The sequence below is a fragment of the Psychrobacter sp. UBA5136 genome, from assembly GCF_002414005.1.
GTDB lineage: Bacteria > Pseudomonadota > Gammaproteobacteria > Pseudomonadales > Moraxellaceae > Psychrobacter.
Window position 1 is genome coordinate 12,602 of sequence record NZ_DHYG01000008.1, and the last position, 16,931, is coordinate 29,532.

Below are 16,931 nucleotides of genomic sequence, written 5' to 3' on the forward strand. Positions count from 1 at the left end.
TTAACGGTGGTTTTTTTTCTCAACAATAAAAAGAAAATTAAAAGGACTAATCTAAGGTTATAAAGGTATTTAAACGGCGCATTTTGCCATTTTTTTCAACCCATACTGTATCTGCATCGTCACGATAGCTATCAAATTGAGGTTTTAGTATCACATCGCCTTTAGCATTAATAATCCCAAACTTGCTCGCTTGTTTATAGGTATAAAGCTGATAATATAACAGCTTTCTAATAGGGGCGTCCGATGCGAGGATTAACTTGCCGTTAGCATCGATAATTTGCGCGCTAATAATCTCGTCTTGGAAATCCTCACTCATCCCCGTAGCGGTGCTACCAGCAATCAGCGTGCTACGCAGAAAAAGCGGCGGCTTAGCAGAAGTATTAAACGCTTCGATATGCTGATTAATGGCAAAAGGGATAAGGATTTCGTTATTTTTATCAATGAGCGCTGTTTTGTCTTTTAAGCGGACTTGCAGATATAAAGGCTGGCCGGTACAAGTATTTAACGGATGAATCGCGTCATACTTTGGCCTGATTGCCCAATCACCTTTATCATCGAGTAGCCCTGTAAGCCCTTTGTTATTGGTAATTGCAAAGTAATCTCGGTCATCATCAGAATCGTAGTGCGCGTGCTCGATACGAGCATCAGCGAGCGGGTAAATCCAGCTGCCATAACGATTGATAATTCCTTGTTTGCTCTTATCGTCCGATGACTTAACGCTTACAATAAAGCTGGTCGCAATATCTGGTTCGGTTTGAATATTATCAAATTTAAAGGGCACGATAATTTTGCCATTGGCATTGATAACGCCGTATTTGCCATGCTGCTTAGCAAGTACAAATTTATCCATCACGATATAAGCATCGGATAAATTATCCGTGACAATATTACCGCTTAAGTCTTGCAGCTGCTGCGTGCCATCGGCTTGTTCGACCAACTTACCAGCAAACGGCGCATTATTTTCGATACGCTTAAAATAGCTACTAGGCAAATAACCGGCGCAGCTAATCGTTGCCTGAGCCGCAGTCAGACTTAAAGTAAAAGTGCTGATTGTAAAGATAACGGTAACAATCGATCGTATATTAGCGCGGTTGAGTTTAGATATACTGTGCATAAATGAGCCACCTTAAAATCTTTGTCGCATTTGTCGCATTAACTGGCGATATGATAACAGCCTTGCCCTGTAATTTTACTATAGCCGCCTGATAGTTTGGTGACTTGAATTTGGGTCAAAATACGCTCTTTTAGCGCTTGCACGTGCGAGATAACGCCAATCAATTTGCCTTCTTGTTGCAAGCTGGTCAAGGTATCAAGCGCAATATCAAGCGATTCCTCATCGAGGGTGCCAAAGCCTTCATCTAAAAATAGCGAGTCAACGCGAATGTTGTGACTGGCCATCTGCGACAGTCCAAGCGCTAGCGCCAAACTGATAATAAAGCCTTCACCGCCCGAGAGGTTTTTGGTACTGCGTACCTCGCCGCCTTGATAGTTGTCGATGACATTGAGCTCGAGCGGGTTGTTATCATCGCGAGTCAGCAAATAACGATCGCTCATCTTATGCAATTGGGTGTTGGCGTGTGTCACCATGATATCAAAGGTTAAGCCCTGTGCAAAAGTGCGATATTTTTTGCCACTACTTGAGCCGATCAATTCGTTGAGCTGTCGCCAGATTTGCAGGGTCTCTTTTTGCTGAGCAATCGCTTGGCGCTGGGCTTGCTGACTACCTTTTTTCTCTTCATTGTCTTTGAGCTGTTGACTCATGGCGCCGATTGACTCAATCAAGCGCTGCAATTCGTTTTGTATGAGCTGCTGCTGCTGAACGAGTGTTTCTCTGTCTTCATTGGTTAAAGGTGTAGATTTTTTCTCTGCAAGCGCTTGCATGGTTTGAGTCAACAAGGATTGCGCTTGCTTTAGATCATCGTTTATTTGCTGCTGCTGCTCAGTCAAACTATGACGTTCTGCAGCAGGGAGGCGCGCGCGTATAAATTCTGCTTCATCAATAAAATCAGAGCTGGCGAGCGCCGCTTGAAAAATGTTTTCTTGCGTCGTCAGAGCAGTGGTAGCATTCGTTAATTGATCGATAATCTGCTGCTGCTGTTGTTGTAATTGTTTAAGAGTAAGCTCAGCGCTATCTAATTGGCGCTGCGCGGCTGCTTGTTCGCTATGCGCTTGTTCAAGGACAGTACGTAATCGCGTCTCCATGTCATCGGGATGAATATTGCTATTATCAGCATCGATGTTGAGCGTATTGTCTGCAAAAATATTGTCTGCAAAAATATCGCGCCGCTCAGCGGTTAATTGCGCCAGCGCTTCTGTCTTATCGCTAATGGCTTGAAGCAAGCTATTAAGCTCAGCTTCCTCTTTGTCCAGCTGTGCTTGCTTGGTATCGATTTGCACGGTTGCGCTACTAAGCGCGCTCAACAGGGTTTGTTGTTCATCTTTATAAGCATTAAACTGCTTTTTTAATTGCACCAAGTTACTACGCTGCTGACGCAGCGTCTGAATATAAGCGTCGTAGTCCGTTTCGTTTAGCACAATTTGCTGCTCGATGCTCGCTAGCAGCGGCTGTAAGGCGGCAGGCTCTGTCACGCCGTCTAATTCATACTTGCCGGCAAGATATTTATTTAATATCGCTGATATAGCGTCTTTAAGCGTGGTTAATTCAGCAAAATTTGTACAGATTTTTTTGTCGATATCCTCTAAAGCTAGCGAGCTTATCTGAATATCGGTCTTAATTTTATGAATATCACTAGCAAGCTGATACTGCTGCTTTTCAAACGTTTCAATGGCTTTATTTGCTATGCTAAGCTCATCGCTTAGCGCTTCATACTGCGTAAGCGTGTTTTTTAGATACTGCCTACGCTTGGCAAGTTGGGCTTTAATTGTATCCAGCAATGATAAATTATCTTTTATTAAGCTTTCTTTTATAAGGTCGGAACTTGCTGAGCCGGTTGAATCAGCCGCTATTTGCTTACTCAATAAATCTATGTCCCTGCCAAATTGGGCAAGTTGATTAATGCTTGCGGCGATGGCGTTAGAATAAGCTTTATCCAAAAGCGGCTGTATCAAGCGTCCAATCTCCGTGCCCAAGGTTGTTAGCTGCTCATGTAGTGGATTTTTTTGTTCTTGCAACTGCTTAATCTGACTTTGACTGGTGGCATATTCGATACGCTGCTGGGATAGGGTTTGTTCTAGCGCATTTAGCGCCGTATCAAGCTCGCTTATCTGCTGCTGCGTTTGGGCAACGTCAGATTGCTCCTTATTTAATACAGGATGGTGCGCGCTATAAGGATGCTCAAGCGCGCCGCAAAGCGGACAAGGCTCGCCCGCTTTTAACTGGCTAATGTAGTGCTCTAAACTTGCCATCTGTTGCCAGGCGTCCAGCAGCTTTTGCTTGTCTTGACGCCGCTCTTTTGCGTCTACTATAGCCGTTTCGTTGTCACTAATCGCCGCTGCCATTTTTGTCACGGCGTTATTGATGGCGGGCAGGGTAGTGTTTATCTTGTTGATTTGTAAGGCAAGCGCATCAACTTGCTGTATTTTAAAGCTCACTTGCTCAATTTGACTGCTGATGTGTTCAAGTTGCTCTTGCTCAGCGCGGATATCAGCCAGTGACTGCTCTTTAGTTAAGTCGGCCTGCTTGTCTTGTAAAGCCGTTAATTCCTCACGCGCGTCAGCAATCTGAGCCTTAGCGCTATCTTGCTGCTGCTGACATTTATCAAGATTGGTTTGATACTGTTCTATGTGGTTGTAATGGTTTACTTTATCGACTGCTAAAGTGGCATTGTCTTGTAGCAGCGCTTTTAGGCGGCTGCCATGACTGTCAAAATTTGCCGCATCGGTATCAATATCGTGCAGAGCGGCGGCGTCACTCAGGTGCTTTTCTATCATTGCCAGCTGGGCTTTGTCCTGATTGAACTGGACTGTATGATTTTCTATCTCTTGATGCAGCCGCTGGGTATTGGTCGTTATCGCTTGTTTTCTTTGGCGATTGTCGTCTAACACGTGCATCTGCTGGGCGATTGCCGCATCCAGTTTGCGGGCTTGGGTAATTTTGGGCAAAGCAGTTTGTAGCGCGTCACTTGCGGTCTGCGTATGAGCCTTAGCCATTTTTAGCGTACGTAAAGCTTGCGCGAGGTCAGCCTCTTGCTTGGGCAGCTGATGAGTTAGCACCTGCTGATCTTTTTGCAAACGCTCGACGGTGTCACGGTTATAAATAAGTTGGCTGTATTGACTGTCAATCTCCAAGGCTTTATTGGCGGCGTTAAGGCGCTTAGCATCGGGAATAAAATCTGCCTGCGCCTGCTTTGCCGCTGCCACTTCCTTTTCATAATTGCCGACGTTTTTTTCTAACTCTGTGATGGCATCAAGCCAATTAATTTGCTCGTTTAGACGCTGGTAGTGTTGTTGCTGCTCGGTTTGTGCGGTTTGATGGGCGGTTAGTTTTTCATTAATCAGTGCTTCTTCATCTGCCTCTAACAGCGTTAAGCCATCTAAGCCAAACTGCAATTTATTGAGTATTTCTTCCTCGCTACGTTTTTTTTCAAAGACATGGGTCGATATCGTCGCGTAAATATCTGTACCAGTGATTTTTTCTAAGATATCGGCGCGTTCATCGGCTTTTGCCTTTAAAAACGCCGAAAAACTGCCTTGGGCGAGCAAGATTGAGCGGGTAAACTGCTGAAAATCCATCCGTGTCAGCTCAACGATTTTATCTTTGGTGCGGGAGAGTTTGCTTTCTAGTATTTCATCGCCTTTAAGCTTATCATCTTTACTATCAGCATTATTGTTATCGACAGTTTTAGGCTTTACCAAAGCGATCTCGTGGGTCGCATCTTGCAAGTTACCATCCGCCTTGCCATAAGCGCGGCGCTGCCCCCAGCGGCAGCGATATTGGGTACCATTTAAATCAATGACCACTTCCGCGAAACACTCCGCCGTTTGCCGCGTCATGACCTCATTACTACTTTTACTGATGCTGTTGATTCGCGGCGTTTCGCCATATAACGCAAGACAAATCGCATCCAAAATCGTGGTCTTGCCAGCGCCGGTCTGCCCAGTAATGGCAAATATCCCTTCATTAATAAACGCGGAATCTGCAAAATCAATATGCCATTCGCCCTTTAAGGAGTTTAAGTTTTTAAGTCGTAGTTCAATTAGGCGCATGTGTCGGTCTTTGTCGTTTGAATGGATGGTTTAGATTGGGATTTGGAATTTATGTTTGATGCCGCGCTCATTGCTCATTTATTCAGCTCGGCTATCATCATGATAGATGTGATGGAGAATTTGCTGATAAGCATCACGCAACGACGCTTTTTGCGTATCGGCAATGCCATTGATGTCTAGGCATTTATCAAACACCTCAAGCTCATTTAAGTCCTGTAAGGTTTCAGAGGATTGCTGCTGATTAAGTACTTTATTATAGGTGCGCGTGTTTTTGATTTTTAACACTTCACAAGTTAAGCCTTCTATCATGGCGCTCACTTCTTCACGCAGCTCGTTAACGATTTCATCACCGTCATAAATAACTTCTAGCCAAATAGATTCTGACGGTTCCAATGATTTTATCGTAGCAGCGATGGTAGACAAATCACCCGTTATTTGTGCCAGCTTTTGAAAGCAAGGAATGGGAAGGGAGACAACTTGCATCTGCCGCGTCTCATCATGATGCAGTCTTTGAGAGGCTAAAGTAGACGCGACATTGGAAGAGGTATCAAGCTGTGTCGTATCTGATTGATTAAAAGACTCTTCATCGACGTTAATTGCTGCGTTTTCTTCTTGCTCAACAAAACCAAATAAATCATCCATAAATTCAGCCGTTGGCGCGGCTATTTTTTTGGGCGCTTCTTTGATAGGCGGTAAAGACTGTTCAATAGGAGCACTTGATGTCTTATCCTTAAAATCGTCTACTACGGCGCCAAATTTTACCAGTAACACCTGTTTTTGCTGTTTTGCTTCGCCAAAACCCATGGCGATAGGCGAGCCTGAATAGCGGATATGCTCATAGCCGCCAACCCGCTGCGGCACATGCAGATGCCCAAGCGCCACATAATCAAAGCCATCATCAAATGTGTCGGCGGAGATTTTACCAAGCGAGCCGACATACAGATCGCGCACACCATCATCATCGGTGGTTTTGCCGCCCGCCGCAAACAGATGCCCTGTGGCAATAATCGGAATATGGCGTTGGTGGGATTCGGTTAATTCTGCCTGCTTCGCTTTAGCAATACTCGCCACTTTATCATAGTGGGCGCGAATGCCTTTGATAACATTGGCATCTTTACTGTCCGCGGACTCGCCAGCCTGACTGCTGCGCACATCACGATCACGCAAGTAAGGCACCGCGGCGATAATACAATACGGGGTACTAGCGGCATCGTCTAAAATTAAGACTTCATCGTTTACATCGTCACAAGCGGTACCGATAACATGGACGTTTAAAAACTTTAATACCTTACTTGGTGCGTCCAAAAATGTCGGCGAATCATGGTTACCAGCAACGATAATCACATGCTCACAGCAGGACTTTGACACCTTGCCCAAAAATTCATAATACAGCGCCTGTGCTCGGTTACTTGGCGTCATGGTGTCAAAGATGTCACCGGCGACGATTAATATGTCTACTTGCTGCGCGCTAATGGTCTCTTGTAACCAACTTAAAAAGGCTTCGAATTCCTCATAACGCATGCGCCCATAAAGCCTGCGTCCCAAATGCCAGTCGGAGGTATGGAGTATGGTAAGTGGTTTAATAGCAAATGCAGGCATAAGTGAACTTAATAATGAGTAGAAGACCGCGATTATTCTAGCAAGAATTGCTGCGGTTTGCTCTGGTTATAAACTTATGATTGATTCACTTGATTGATTCACTATAAGGATTAAGAAATCTCTGTTAGAGATTGTTTAGAGTATCAATGCACTCGACTTGTTACGAACATTTTGTGAATTTTCCAATGCTTGGCTTGCGCATCCTGTCACAGTTAAGCAATCCCAAAAACTAACTTTCTATTAATATAATTATTAATATTGAATTTCATTACGGCTTTGGCTTATCGTCCCAATCAAGTAAGAATTTTCTACGCAATTCAGGAGTTAGGACTTCAATAGAATGTATAGTTGCTACTCTATCCGTTAAGCATTTTTCATCGCCAGTAGTTTGAAGTGGAGGAAGATTTTTCTTATCAATAAAACCGCCTCCTGCGAAAACTTCTGTATCAAATGGGACTGCTATTGCATTTAAGATTACAGTCTTTGAATCTAAGTCAACTTTGATATTACTAGCTTTCGTATTAAACACTGGGGTTATATAACCATCTACATCGCCAAATAGAAGACATCCATTCTTTATTGTAAATTTACCTGATAATAATGCAGCTAGTTGAACATTATTGCTTTTATTATAATAAGAGAATAGATCGAGTGAATTTTTCGTTCTTATCACTGAGTTAGAAGTATTACTTACTATTTGATTAGTGCAACCAAATTGAAATAGAACTAAGATAGGAATTAGGAATAAATATCTACTTATCATATTTAGGGTCTTCTATAGTTGATGCTTAGTTTTCATCATAAGCTGGATGGTTCTGCTAAGCGGTGAAGCTCTCTAAGAGGTTTTTGATGCTATCTAAATCTCGATAGTGGCTTGACCTTAATAGCACTTAGCCAATTACCAGTTGCTCCACATCATCAGCTGTTGACAAATTAGCGACCATCGATAACGCATGTGCCTGCTGGCTAGTAGAGGTTTTAGCCGCTACCGCTTTGCCACCGCGTAACCAATTGTCATCGGTATCAGCAGTATTTTGATTGTTTTGCTGATTTGGTTGCTCATTGGCTACATGATACCAAGCCAAATCATGATGCAGTGCAACCACATCTCCCATAATGAGCAGGGCAGGCGTCGGCAGCTGATTTTTTTCTTGCAACTCAACGATGTTGGCAAGCGTGCCAGTCAATACTTGCTGATTTGGCATACTGGCATTAGAGACGATAGCAATCGGAGTGTCGCTACTGCGACCTGCGTCAATTAGACCTTCGGTCAAACGCGGCAGCGAATGTAGCCCCATATAAAATACCACGGTTTCGTCAGTATCAAGGAAGCTTTTAAAATTGCTATTGGGCGCACCAGCCTTTAAAAATCCCGTGACAAAACGTACCGATTGCGAATGGTCGCGGTGCGTCAAAGGAATCCCTGCATAACTAGCAGCAGCATTGGCAGCGGTAATGCCGGGGACGACTTGATAAGGCACACCGTGCGCGCGCAAGCTTTCAATCTCCTCGCCGCCGCGGCCAAAGATAAACGGATCGCCGCCTTTTAAACGCACCACACGCCGGCCTTCTTTTGCGCTATTGACCAGCAGCTCATTGATACCAAGCTGCGCGACGGCATGATTGCTGCGTTTTTTACCAACAAACACTTTATCGGCATCGCGGCGGCATAAATCCAATACTTGCGGCGAAACCAGCGCATCATAATAGACGATATCGGCTTGCTGCATAAGACGCAGCGCTTTAAAGGTGAGCAGCTCTGGATCCCCGGGGCCTGCACCAACGATATAAACTTCACCCATTGCATTTTGCGGACTTGCGGATTTTCTAGATATATTATCTGCTGTATCTTTTGCACCGCTAGCTACAGCTGTATGATCTAAATCGGCTTGCAGTTGCGCCGCCGCTTCCTTTTCATTACCGGCAAACATCAGCTGACTGACTTCACCTTCAAAGGCGCGTTCCCAAAACTGGCGTCGCCCTGTCAAGGTTGGAATTTTTGCTTTTACCTCATCACGAAAGTCGCCAGCAAGTTTTGCCAATTTGCCATAACCTTGTGGAATCAACGTTTCTAAGCGCGCACGCAACAGGCGCGCCAACACCGGCGCTTTGCCGTTTGAGGAAATACCAATGACGATGGGGTTGCGATCGACAATGGCTGGGAATATAAAGTCGCATAAGTGCGGCGTATCGACGACATTGACGGGAATGTTTAGCGCACTGGCATCAGCGTGGATTTGATGATTGAGCGTTTCATCATCGGTTGCCGCAATAATGACGCGCGCGCCTGCCATATAGGTTTTATTATAATTCTCATAAATCAGTTCGTGCTTGTCATCACTAAGTAAAGCTTGTATCTCAGCGCTGATAGTTGGCGCAAGCACTGTGATGGCAGCACCAGCACGGCTAAGCAAATCAGCTTTACGTAGCGCCACATCGCCGCCACCAACGATGAGCACTTTGCGGTCTTCTAATTTAAAAAATAGCGGAAAGGTGTTCATAGCATCACCAATGATTCAGTCAATATAAAATATGCCACCATTATGCGGTATCACAGGCAGGCGCTCACCTAGTGAATTGGCATTAACATATTCGCTTTTGTCATGTTGGTCATGGTTTTTAAATGGATGTGGAATAGCGATGGATAATGGAGGAATAAAAAAGCCCCAAACTAACTATAAAGTCTGGGGCCAGTATTCACGTTAGGCGTTCATGATAACTATAGAATTGGATTTAATAGGCTGATAAAAACCTATTCAAACTCACTTAGCATCTTAGTAATACGAGCATCTTTTTGTTGCCAGATGTCCTCGAGCCAATCAAACATCATTTTTTTAGTAGCTTCGTCGCGGTCATAACCGCCGTCCATAATCGCAGCAAATAACTCGTCTGGTATTTTTAAACGTGTCACATCAACGCCCAAACGGCGAATGTTGCCTTTCCATAAATCATCATAGTCGGGCGCGCCGTCGGGATAGACGATGGTAATGTCTAAAATCGAGTCCAACTGATCGCCTAATGCATTAATCGCAAGCGACAGCCCGCCAGCGCGTGGTTTTAATAAATGCTGATAAGGGGATTTTTGCTGGTCGTGCTTTTCTTGAGTAAAGCGCGTGCCTTCTAAATAGTTTAACAGGGCAAAGGGCTTGTTTTTTAATTGACGACAGGCGCGCTTGGCCTCAAGCAGATTTTGCTTTCTAAGCTCAGGATTTTTTGCCATCGCTTTGGCAGAAAAACGCTTCATCATCGGAAAATCCAAGAAATAAAACGCTTGACCGATCACAGGAATGTAAATCAAATTAAACTTGGTAAAAAACCGTGTTAAAGGCAGCGTGTCTTGGCTGGTATATTGCACGATACTGGTGTCGACCCACGATTGATGATTACTTACCAACAGGTACTGCTTGTCTTCGCTCAGATCGTCGGGCATGTTAATGCGCCAATCTTTATGCGGCAGCGCATGATCAATCACGGCGTTATTACTGTTAATCCAGTATTTGGTAATCGCAATCAGCGCATCATCGGCAACTTTTGCGCCAGTCAATACTTTTGCTGCGCCTAAGCTCCAAATTGGCAGACCAACCATCGCACTATTGGCCGTGAGAACGCCCGTACCCGTTAGTAAAGAGGCTGCCTTGCCTACAGATGGCAGTTTATCGTGCAATTTTTCATAGAATGAATCGATTTTTTTTATAAAAGGCATATCAAATATCCGTATTGATGAGTGCGGTAAACCACTACCGAGCTTGAGTATAAAAGTGAGCGCTATTTGTCCATAGTTTAGCGGTAAAAGATGGGTTAACGGTAAAAGATTGGCTCACTATCTCATCCGATGGTGCGCCAGCTTTAATGCCATAGAATACCTCAATGTTACGCGATAAAGCGTTAAAAAAACGTTATTTATGCAACATCTATGCAGCTCAAAGCCTTGTAAAGTTCCATTTTCTTATTTATCCGTCTACTAAAAACAGAAAAAAACGATGATATTAAACGGGCTGAGAATAGCATTAAAAGGAATAAATAACGCTCATACATGGCTGATAAAAATTAACCTACAGAGCCTAACATTGCTCGTCAGACGACTATGTTAATCTATCTTTGAGCAGAAAATGATAGGAAAAAGCTAACTTTACAGTATACAAAACAAGGATGAACATGATGAAATTACAAAACAGAGTCGCCATTGTGTTTGGCGGCACCTCAGGACTGGGCGAAGCGACGGCAAAAGCGTACGCCGACGAGGGTGCCAAAGTCGTCGTCACAGGTCGCGATGAAGAAGACGGCAAGCGCATTGTCAACGACATTAAAGACAAAGGCCAAGAAGCTATCTTTGTTAAAGCGAACGTGACCGATCGAGCTGAGATTCAGGCGGTGGTCGATAAAGCCTTAGAAACTTATGGCCAAATCGACATTTTATATAATGGCGCCGGCATCCATGACGGTTATGACAATGCCGTCGAGCTAGAAGAAGATTTATATGATAAATTAATGGCAATTAATGTCAAAGCGCCATATCTTGCCGCAAAAGCCGTGATTCCGCACTTTATCAAGCAGGGGCATGGGACGATTATCAATGTTGGCTCACAGGCCACGCAAATGGCAGGGCCAGGCGGTTCCGCTTATGTGACCTCCAAGCATGCAGTGTTGGGCTTCACTAAGCAGTTGGCATTTGATTTTGGTAGTAAAGGGGTTAAAGTCAATATTTTATCACCAGGCTTTATTGAAACTCCGATGACAGAAGGTATCGACGATGACCGCCTAAACCGTATCCCAGCTCAGCGCGCCGGCAAGCCCGAAGAGATTGCAGCACTAGCGGTATTCTTGGCATCTGATGACTCAAACTATATGCATGGCTCCAATGTCTTTATGGATGGTGGCTGGGTGCTTGGGCGTAAATAGCTGCAGATATTCGCAAGACTTTTTTACTTCATTAGCAACGAAAAAGCCCTTTCAAGTTGAGAGGGCTTTTCTGTTTTTACAGGTTAACTGTAGAGCTTAAAGTAGAGCTTAAAGCTGCGTATGCAAACCACACTCACGGTGCTCTTCAACCTTGGTTGGATCAAAGTAATCAAACTCATTGGGCAGGTTGTGCTCTTCAAGATACGCATCTAAATCGGCGTCGGTTTTTTCAAATAACGGCGCCACTTTTAACACGCCATCTTTTGAGAGACTTAATACATCAAGACCTTGACGGAATTCGGTTTGGTCTTTACGAATGGCGTTAAACCACACGTCAGGTTTTAGCTCGTCTAACGCGCGGCGGAATGGCTCAAGTTTGACTTGGTCGGTAAATTCATCATGCTGCGGATTATCAATCCCTGGGATACCGTTCATGGTTGCGTCACGATAGGCGGCCGTTTGCTTAGGAATATAAGTGATGACGTTTAAGTTTAAATCGCGGATGACTTTATTAGCAAATTGATAGGTGGCATCAGTGTTATAGCCAGAATCCACCCACAATACCGTGATATCAGGACGCTGCTTAGCAACCAAATGCAAAATTGCTGACTCATATGGGCGGAAATTGGTGGTGATAATGGGGTTTTTTGCTTGGCTAAGCGCCCATGCGACGATTTCTTCTGGTGATTTACCTTTTAGTTCTTGGTTGGCTAGATCGATATCTAGATTTGGGTGTAATTGGCTCATGGTAGATTCCTTAAAGGTTGTGCCTCAAAATGATGAGTAGTAAAAATAATCAGCAGTAAAAATAGTTAATAATAAGTGTGATGGTTAAAGCTAAGCTTAAGCACCAGCAAACATCGGCAAGTCGGCGGCATTGCGACCGTCGTAGCTGCTAGCAAGTGCGTTAAATGCTTGGCTGATATCAGAGATAGAGTGCAGGTCATGCGCGCTTATCACAAAACTGTCTGCCCCTGCGCGCAGCAAATAAGCGATTTGATCGCGGCCAAACTTGCCAGCCATACGAATCTCGCCTTGATAGCCGATTTGACGTAAGGTTTGGGCAAAGCTAAAACCGCGTCCATCGGTAAAAGCGGGCACGTGAATCACAATCAAATCTTGCTGCAATAAAAACTCTGGTATGCGCGTTAATACTTCGGTGTCGCTATTTGAGGTCACCCAAACGCCCACACGGCTGATATGCTCGGCTAATAACTCACGCACCTGTTGTAACAGTCCACCTGCAATATTGCCGTTAGCATCTAATAAATCAGCAAGCGGTAAAACGACTTCAAGCTTTTCTTGTCTTTGTAGCAGCTCTAGCAGTGATATATCGGTTAGGGTAATACCGTCCGGCAGCTCATCGGTACGAAGCGCAAGCCAGGTATCCGTCTCGCTGATATCGGCGCCATCGCTATTGAACACATGATGATTAGCCATAGACCTTCTCCTTAAAAGGGGCAATGCCGATACGATCGACCAATTCGCCAAAGCCTTCGACGTCATTGTCATTAGTCACGCGCTGCTCTAGGTAGACGTCGATTATTTTTTGTATTGTCGTCGCCACGGCCTCAGTTGGCACGGCTTTGCCCAATATCTTTCCGATTTTGGCATCGTTGCTCGAGTTGCCGCCAAGGCTGATTTGATACCAATATTCGCCTTTTTTATCGACACCTAAAATACCGATATCGCCCGTGTGATGATGCGCGCAGGCATTCATACAGCCTGACATATTGAGGCGAATCTCACCTAAGTCATAAAGGTAGTCGAGATCATCAAACTGCTTTTCGATTTGCTCGGCGATATTGTGAGTGGTGGCATTGGCAAGCGAGCAAAAATCCCAGCCTGGGCAGACGATCATATCGGTTAGGGTATTGATATTTGGACGGGCTAAATGTAGCGCCGAAAGCAACCGCCACAGCTCGTACAAGCGGTTGGTTTGCACATCGGCAAAGACCAGATTTTGCTGATAAGTGCCGCGCAGCTCGCCAAAGCTATGCTCATCGGCAAGATCGGCGAGGGCGTCCATTTGCGCGGCGCTAATATTCCCTGAAGGCACATATTTACCATCGACCAAACCGGCTTTTAGGGAAATAACCACCGCACGGTAGCCCGCCACTTTATGCGCCACAGTATTTTGTTGATACCAGTTAGCAAAGTCTTTATCAGCGTCTAATTGCTGCTGCAAATCCGACTGTACTTGTAGCGCATCAAAGGTGAGGTAATCAGGCTCGGTAAAATAGCTACTGGCTTTGTCAAAGTTTGCATCGGTCAAGGTCAAAGGCCCATCTTTGGTACGCGCTTCCCACTCGGCATCGACCAATTTGGCAAACGCTGGTCCGCCCATGCTATCGACCAATATCTTGATACGCGCTTTAAACTTATTGTCGCGGCGACCATGCAGGTTATAGACGCGCAAAATCGCATCTAAATAGCTAAGCAAATGCTGGCGCGGTAAGAATGTATTAATGGTTTTGCCAATCACTGGCGTACGGCCAAGTCCGCCGCCGACAATCACTTCAAAACCAAGCTCGCCTGCGTCATTTTTCTTTAAATGCAGTCCAATATCATGGACTTGCGTCGCTGCTCGATCGTTCGCCGTACCAATCACCGCAATCTTAAATTTACGTGGTAAAAAAGCAAACTCAGGATGGAAGGTCGACCATTGACGGATAATCTCGCAATAAGGACGCGGATCGGCGATCTCTTCCTTATGAATACCAGCATAAGGGTCGGTGGTGGTATTACGGATACAGTTGCCCGAGGTTTGGATGGAATGCATTTGTACCGACGCCAGCTCCGCCAAAATATCTGGCACTTCTTCAAGTTTTGGCCAGTTCAGCTGCATATTGGTGCGGGTGGTAAAGTGGCCGTAACCCTTGTCGTATTTGCGGGTAATCTCGGCCAATTTACGCAATTGATAGGTTGCCAGTAACCCGTATGGCACGGCGATACGCAGCATGGGTGCGTAGCGCTGGATATAAAGCCCGTTTTGCAAACGCAGCGGCAAAAATTGCTCTTCTGGCAGCTCACCTGCCAAAAACCGTTCGGTTTGGTCGCGAAACTGGGCGACGCGTTCCTCTACCAAGGTTTGGTCAGCGTAGTTGTATTGATACATGACGTAATCTCAATGTTGTTTTAACTTATTCATTTAACAGCGGCGGCGAAAATGATTTGCGTATAAGCGCTTTTATTGCCAATCGCAAGGTAAACCATTCAGTTTTACATCATATAAGCTCGACTCGCTAAAGATAAATTCCTTTAAGACATATCCATATCCAAACACAGCATAGATTTTCCTAACCAAAGTTAGGTAGCCTATGTTTATTAAATTTAATCCTTCATTATCCCTGTCCTAATTTTCTCTGATAAGGCTATCTTTCTAACTATTAATTAAGGTTTTAAAAATGACATCTTCCGCCCCCAATCAACAACCCTCAAAACTCGTCCCGCCGCATGGCAGCAGCACACTTAAGCCCTTATTGTTAAAAGGTGAGGCGCATAAGCAGGCGTTAAAACTTGCCAGCACCTTGCCAACCATTACATTGAGCTCACGCGAGCGCGGTGATTTGATTATGTTTGGGATTGGTGGTTTTACGCCGTTAAATGGTTTTATGAATCAATCTGATTGGCAAGGTGTGGTTGATAATATGCGCTTGCAAAGCGGCGACAATGCTGGCTTGTTTTGGCCAATTCCCATTACCTTGTCAGCGCCGAAAGCAACCGCAGATAAGCTAAACCAAGGTGATAAAGTGGCGTTGGTGGCGCAAGATGGCGAGATTATGGGCATCTTAACGGTAGAAGAAACTTATAGCATTGATAAAGCCTATGAATGCCAAAAAGTATTTACCACGACAGACCCTGAGCATCCAGGCGTGCAGCAAGTGCTCAATCAAGATGAGGTCAATATCGCAGGTAGCGTTGAGGTGTTGAGCGAAGGCGAGTTTCCAACTTTATACCCTGAGATTTATAAAACCCCTAGCGAAACCCGCGAAATTTTGGATGCCAAAGGCTGGAAAACCGTTGCTGCCTTCCAAACGCGCAACCCCATGCACCGCTCGCACGAATACCTTGCTAAGATTGCTATCGAGATTTGCGATGGCGTATTGATTCATTCACTACTTGGCGCGCTAAAACCCGGTGATATCCCAGCAGAAGTGCGCCAACAAGCGATTAAAACCTTGATTGATAATTACTTTAGAGCTGACACCGTTATCCAAGCTGGTTATCCCTTAGATATGCGTTATGCTGGTCCACGCGAGGCCTTGTTACATGCGGTGTTCCGCCAAAACTATGGCTGTAGCCATCTGATTGTCGGCCGTGATCACGCGGGCGTTGGTGATTACTATGGCGCCTTTGATGCGCAGGCTATTTTTGATTATGTCGGAAAAGACGATTTAATCACGCAGCCGCTAAAAATTGGCTGGACGTTTTGGTGTAATGCCTGTAACGCGATGGCGTCTGATAAAACTTGCCCGCATGACGCATCCGAGCATGTCAAAGTATCAGGCACCAAGCTACGTAAAGCGCTATCAGAAGACGAGGAAGTCCCAGATAACTTTAGCCGTCCAGAAGTTTTGCAGATTTTGCGCGATTATTATGCGGGAATCGCTATCGATGAGCGTGCTGAGGTGAAATTGGTTGGTGCCTCTGCGGTATAAGTCTTAAATATTAAACAATAAAAAAAGGTCAGGTTTATTATCTGACCCTTTTTTATTAGACCTCTTGCAAAAGTCATAGTTTAAGCTCGGAATTAATGATACCAGCAAACAGCTTCATTCTAAGATCATAGCGCTGACGACGGTTGCGATATTTATGAGCCACGATTTTGAACCGTTTGATTAAGCCTATTTTGTGCTCAACCACAATACGGAACTTTGCCAGATAGTGATTGGCCTGTTTGCATATCTCCAATAACTGACCACCACGAGGTTTCTTAAATGGTGTGAAAGTTTGGTTATGTAGCTTTGCTAACCCTTGATAACCACTGTCTGCTAGATAGTTAGTATTCTCAGGTAACCAATCAGGACAAGTATCTTTATACAGCTTAAAATCGTGGATTGACCCTTTACAGGTTTGCACATCAAGTATCAAACCAGTTTGCCAATGAACGATAACCTGCGCTTTTAAGGTGTGTTGTTTTTTCTTACCGCTGTAGTAGTCTCTTTGGTTTTTTTTGGACGCTCAATAGGGGTTTCGGTGGCATCGACAATGACGACTGACCAATTGATGTCCTCATCGACACGACTAGGCAGCTTTTTAGGTAA

At 44.8% G+C, this 16,931-nt stretch carries 11 protein-coding genes and 1 pseudogene; 2 read left to right on the top strand and 10 right to left on the bottom strand.

The genetic code is table 11. The features are described from left to right. Positions 1 to 46 precede the first annotated feature (46 nt). From B4240_RS00925 to B4240_RS00950, 6 genes are all read right to left on the bottom strand, one after another. The gene (locus B4240_RS00925) at positions 47 to 1,114 is read right to left on the bottom strand and encodes a WG repeat-containing protein (RefSeq protein WP_296236323.1); all 1,068 of its coding nucleotides are present in this window, start codon (positions 1,112 to 1,114) and stop codon (positions 47 to 49) included. A gap of 38 nt (positions 1,115 to 1,152) precedes the next feature. Further along, on the bottom strand, positions 1,153 to 5,166 hold the full coding sequence (locus B4240_RS00930; RefSeq protein WP_296236325.1) for an AAA family ATPase: 4,014 nt from the start codon (positions 5,164 to 5,166) through the stop codon (positions 1,153 to 1,155). Positions 5,167 to 5,244: 78 nt separating this feature from the next. After that, a complete protein-coding gene (locus B4240_RS00935; protein ID WP_296236326.1) occupies positions 5,245 to 6,765 on the bottom strand; it encodes an exonuclease SbcCD subunit D C-terminal domain-containing protein in 1,521 nt (506 codons plus the stop codon). A 268-nt stretch (positions 6,766 to 7,033) separates the two neighbouring features. Next, on the bottom strand, positions 7,034 to 7,528 hold the full coding sequence (locus tag B4240_RS00940) for a hypothetical protein (protein ID WP_296236328.1): 495 nt from the start codon (positions 7,526 to 7,528) through the stop codon (positions 7,034 to 7,036). A gap of 127 nt (positions 7,529 to 7,655) precedes the next feature. Next, the gene (cysG, locus tag B4240_RS00945; protein ID WP_296236330.1) at positions 7,656 to 9,266 is read right to left on the bottom strand and encodes a siroheme synthase CysG; all 1,611 of its coding nucleotides are present in this window, start codon (positions 9,264 to 9,266) and stop codon (positions 7,656 to 7,658) included. 251 nt (positions 9,267 to 9,517) lie between these two features. Further along, positions 9,518 to 10,468 carry an acetyltransferase gene (locus B4240_RS00950; RefSeq protein ID WP_296236332.1) on the bottom strand — a complete coding sequence of 317 codons (951 nt, stop codon included), beginning with the start codon at positions 10,466 to 10,468 and terminating at the stop codon, positions 9,518 to 9,520. Positions 10,469 to 10,920: 452 nt separating this feature from the next. On the opposite strand from B4240_RS00950, the gene B4240_RS00955 reads away from it, so the two are divergent. Next, positions 10,921 to 11,664, top strand: coding sequence for an SDR family NAD(P)-dependent oxidoreductase (locus tag B4240_RS00955; protein ID WP_296236333.1), 744 nt, complete (start codon positions 10,921 to 10,923; stop codon positions 11,662 to 11,664). A 108-nt stretch (positions 11,665 to 11,772) separates the two neighbouring features. On the opposite strand, the gene B4240_RS00960 is transcribed toward B4240_RS00955, so the two are convergent. From B4240_RS00960 to B4240_RS00970, 3 genes are all read right to left on the bottom strand, one after another. Next, positions 11,773 to 12,411: a phosphoadenosine phosphosulfate reductase family protein gene (locus B4240_RS00960; protein WP_296236334.1), complete on the bottom strand. Its 639-nt coding sequence runs from the start codon at positions 12,409 to 12,411 to the stop codon at positions 11,773 to 11,775. Positions 12,412 to 12,507: 96 nt separating this feature from the next. Further along, positions 12,508 to 13,104 carry a DUF934 domain-containing protein gene (locus B4240_RS00965; protein WP_105245758.1) on the bottom strand — a complete coding sequence of 199 codons (597 nt, stop codon included), beginning with the start codon at positions 13,102 to 13,104 and terminating at the stop codon, positions 12,508 to 12,510. After that, positions 13,097 to 14,782, bottom strand: a complete 1,686-nt coding sequence (locus tag B4240_RS00970; protein WP_296236335.1) for a nitrite/sulfite reductase — start codon at positions 14,780 to 14,782, stop codon at positions 13,097 to 13,099. The genes B4240_RS00965 and B4240_RS00970 overlap by 8 nt, the downstream gene beginning before the upstream one ends. A gap of 289 nt (positions 14,783 to 15,071) precedes the next feature. Between B4240_RS00970 and sat the strand changes: the two genes are divergently transcribed. After that, positions 15,072 to 16,325: a sulfate adenylyltransferase gene (gene sat, locus B4240_RS00975; protein ID WP_296236336.1), complete on the top strand. Its 1,254-nt coding sequence runs from the start codon at positions 15,072 to 15,074 to the stop codon at positions 16,323 to 16,325. 73 nt (positions 16,326 to 16,398) lie between these two features. Here sat and B4240_RS00980 read toward each other — a convergent pair. Next, positions 16,399 to 16,782: pseudogene (locus B4240_RS00980) on the bottom strand (transposase family protein); the annotation flags it as partial. Positions 16,783 to 16,931: the final 149 nt, after the last annotated feature.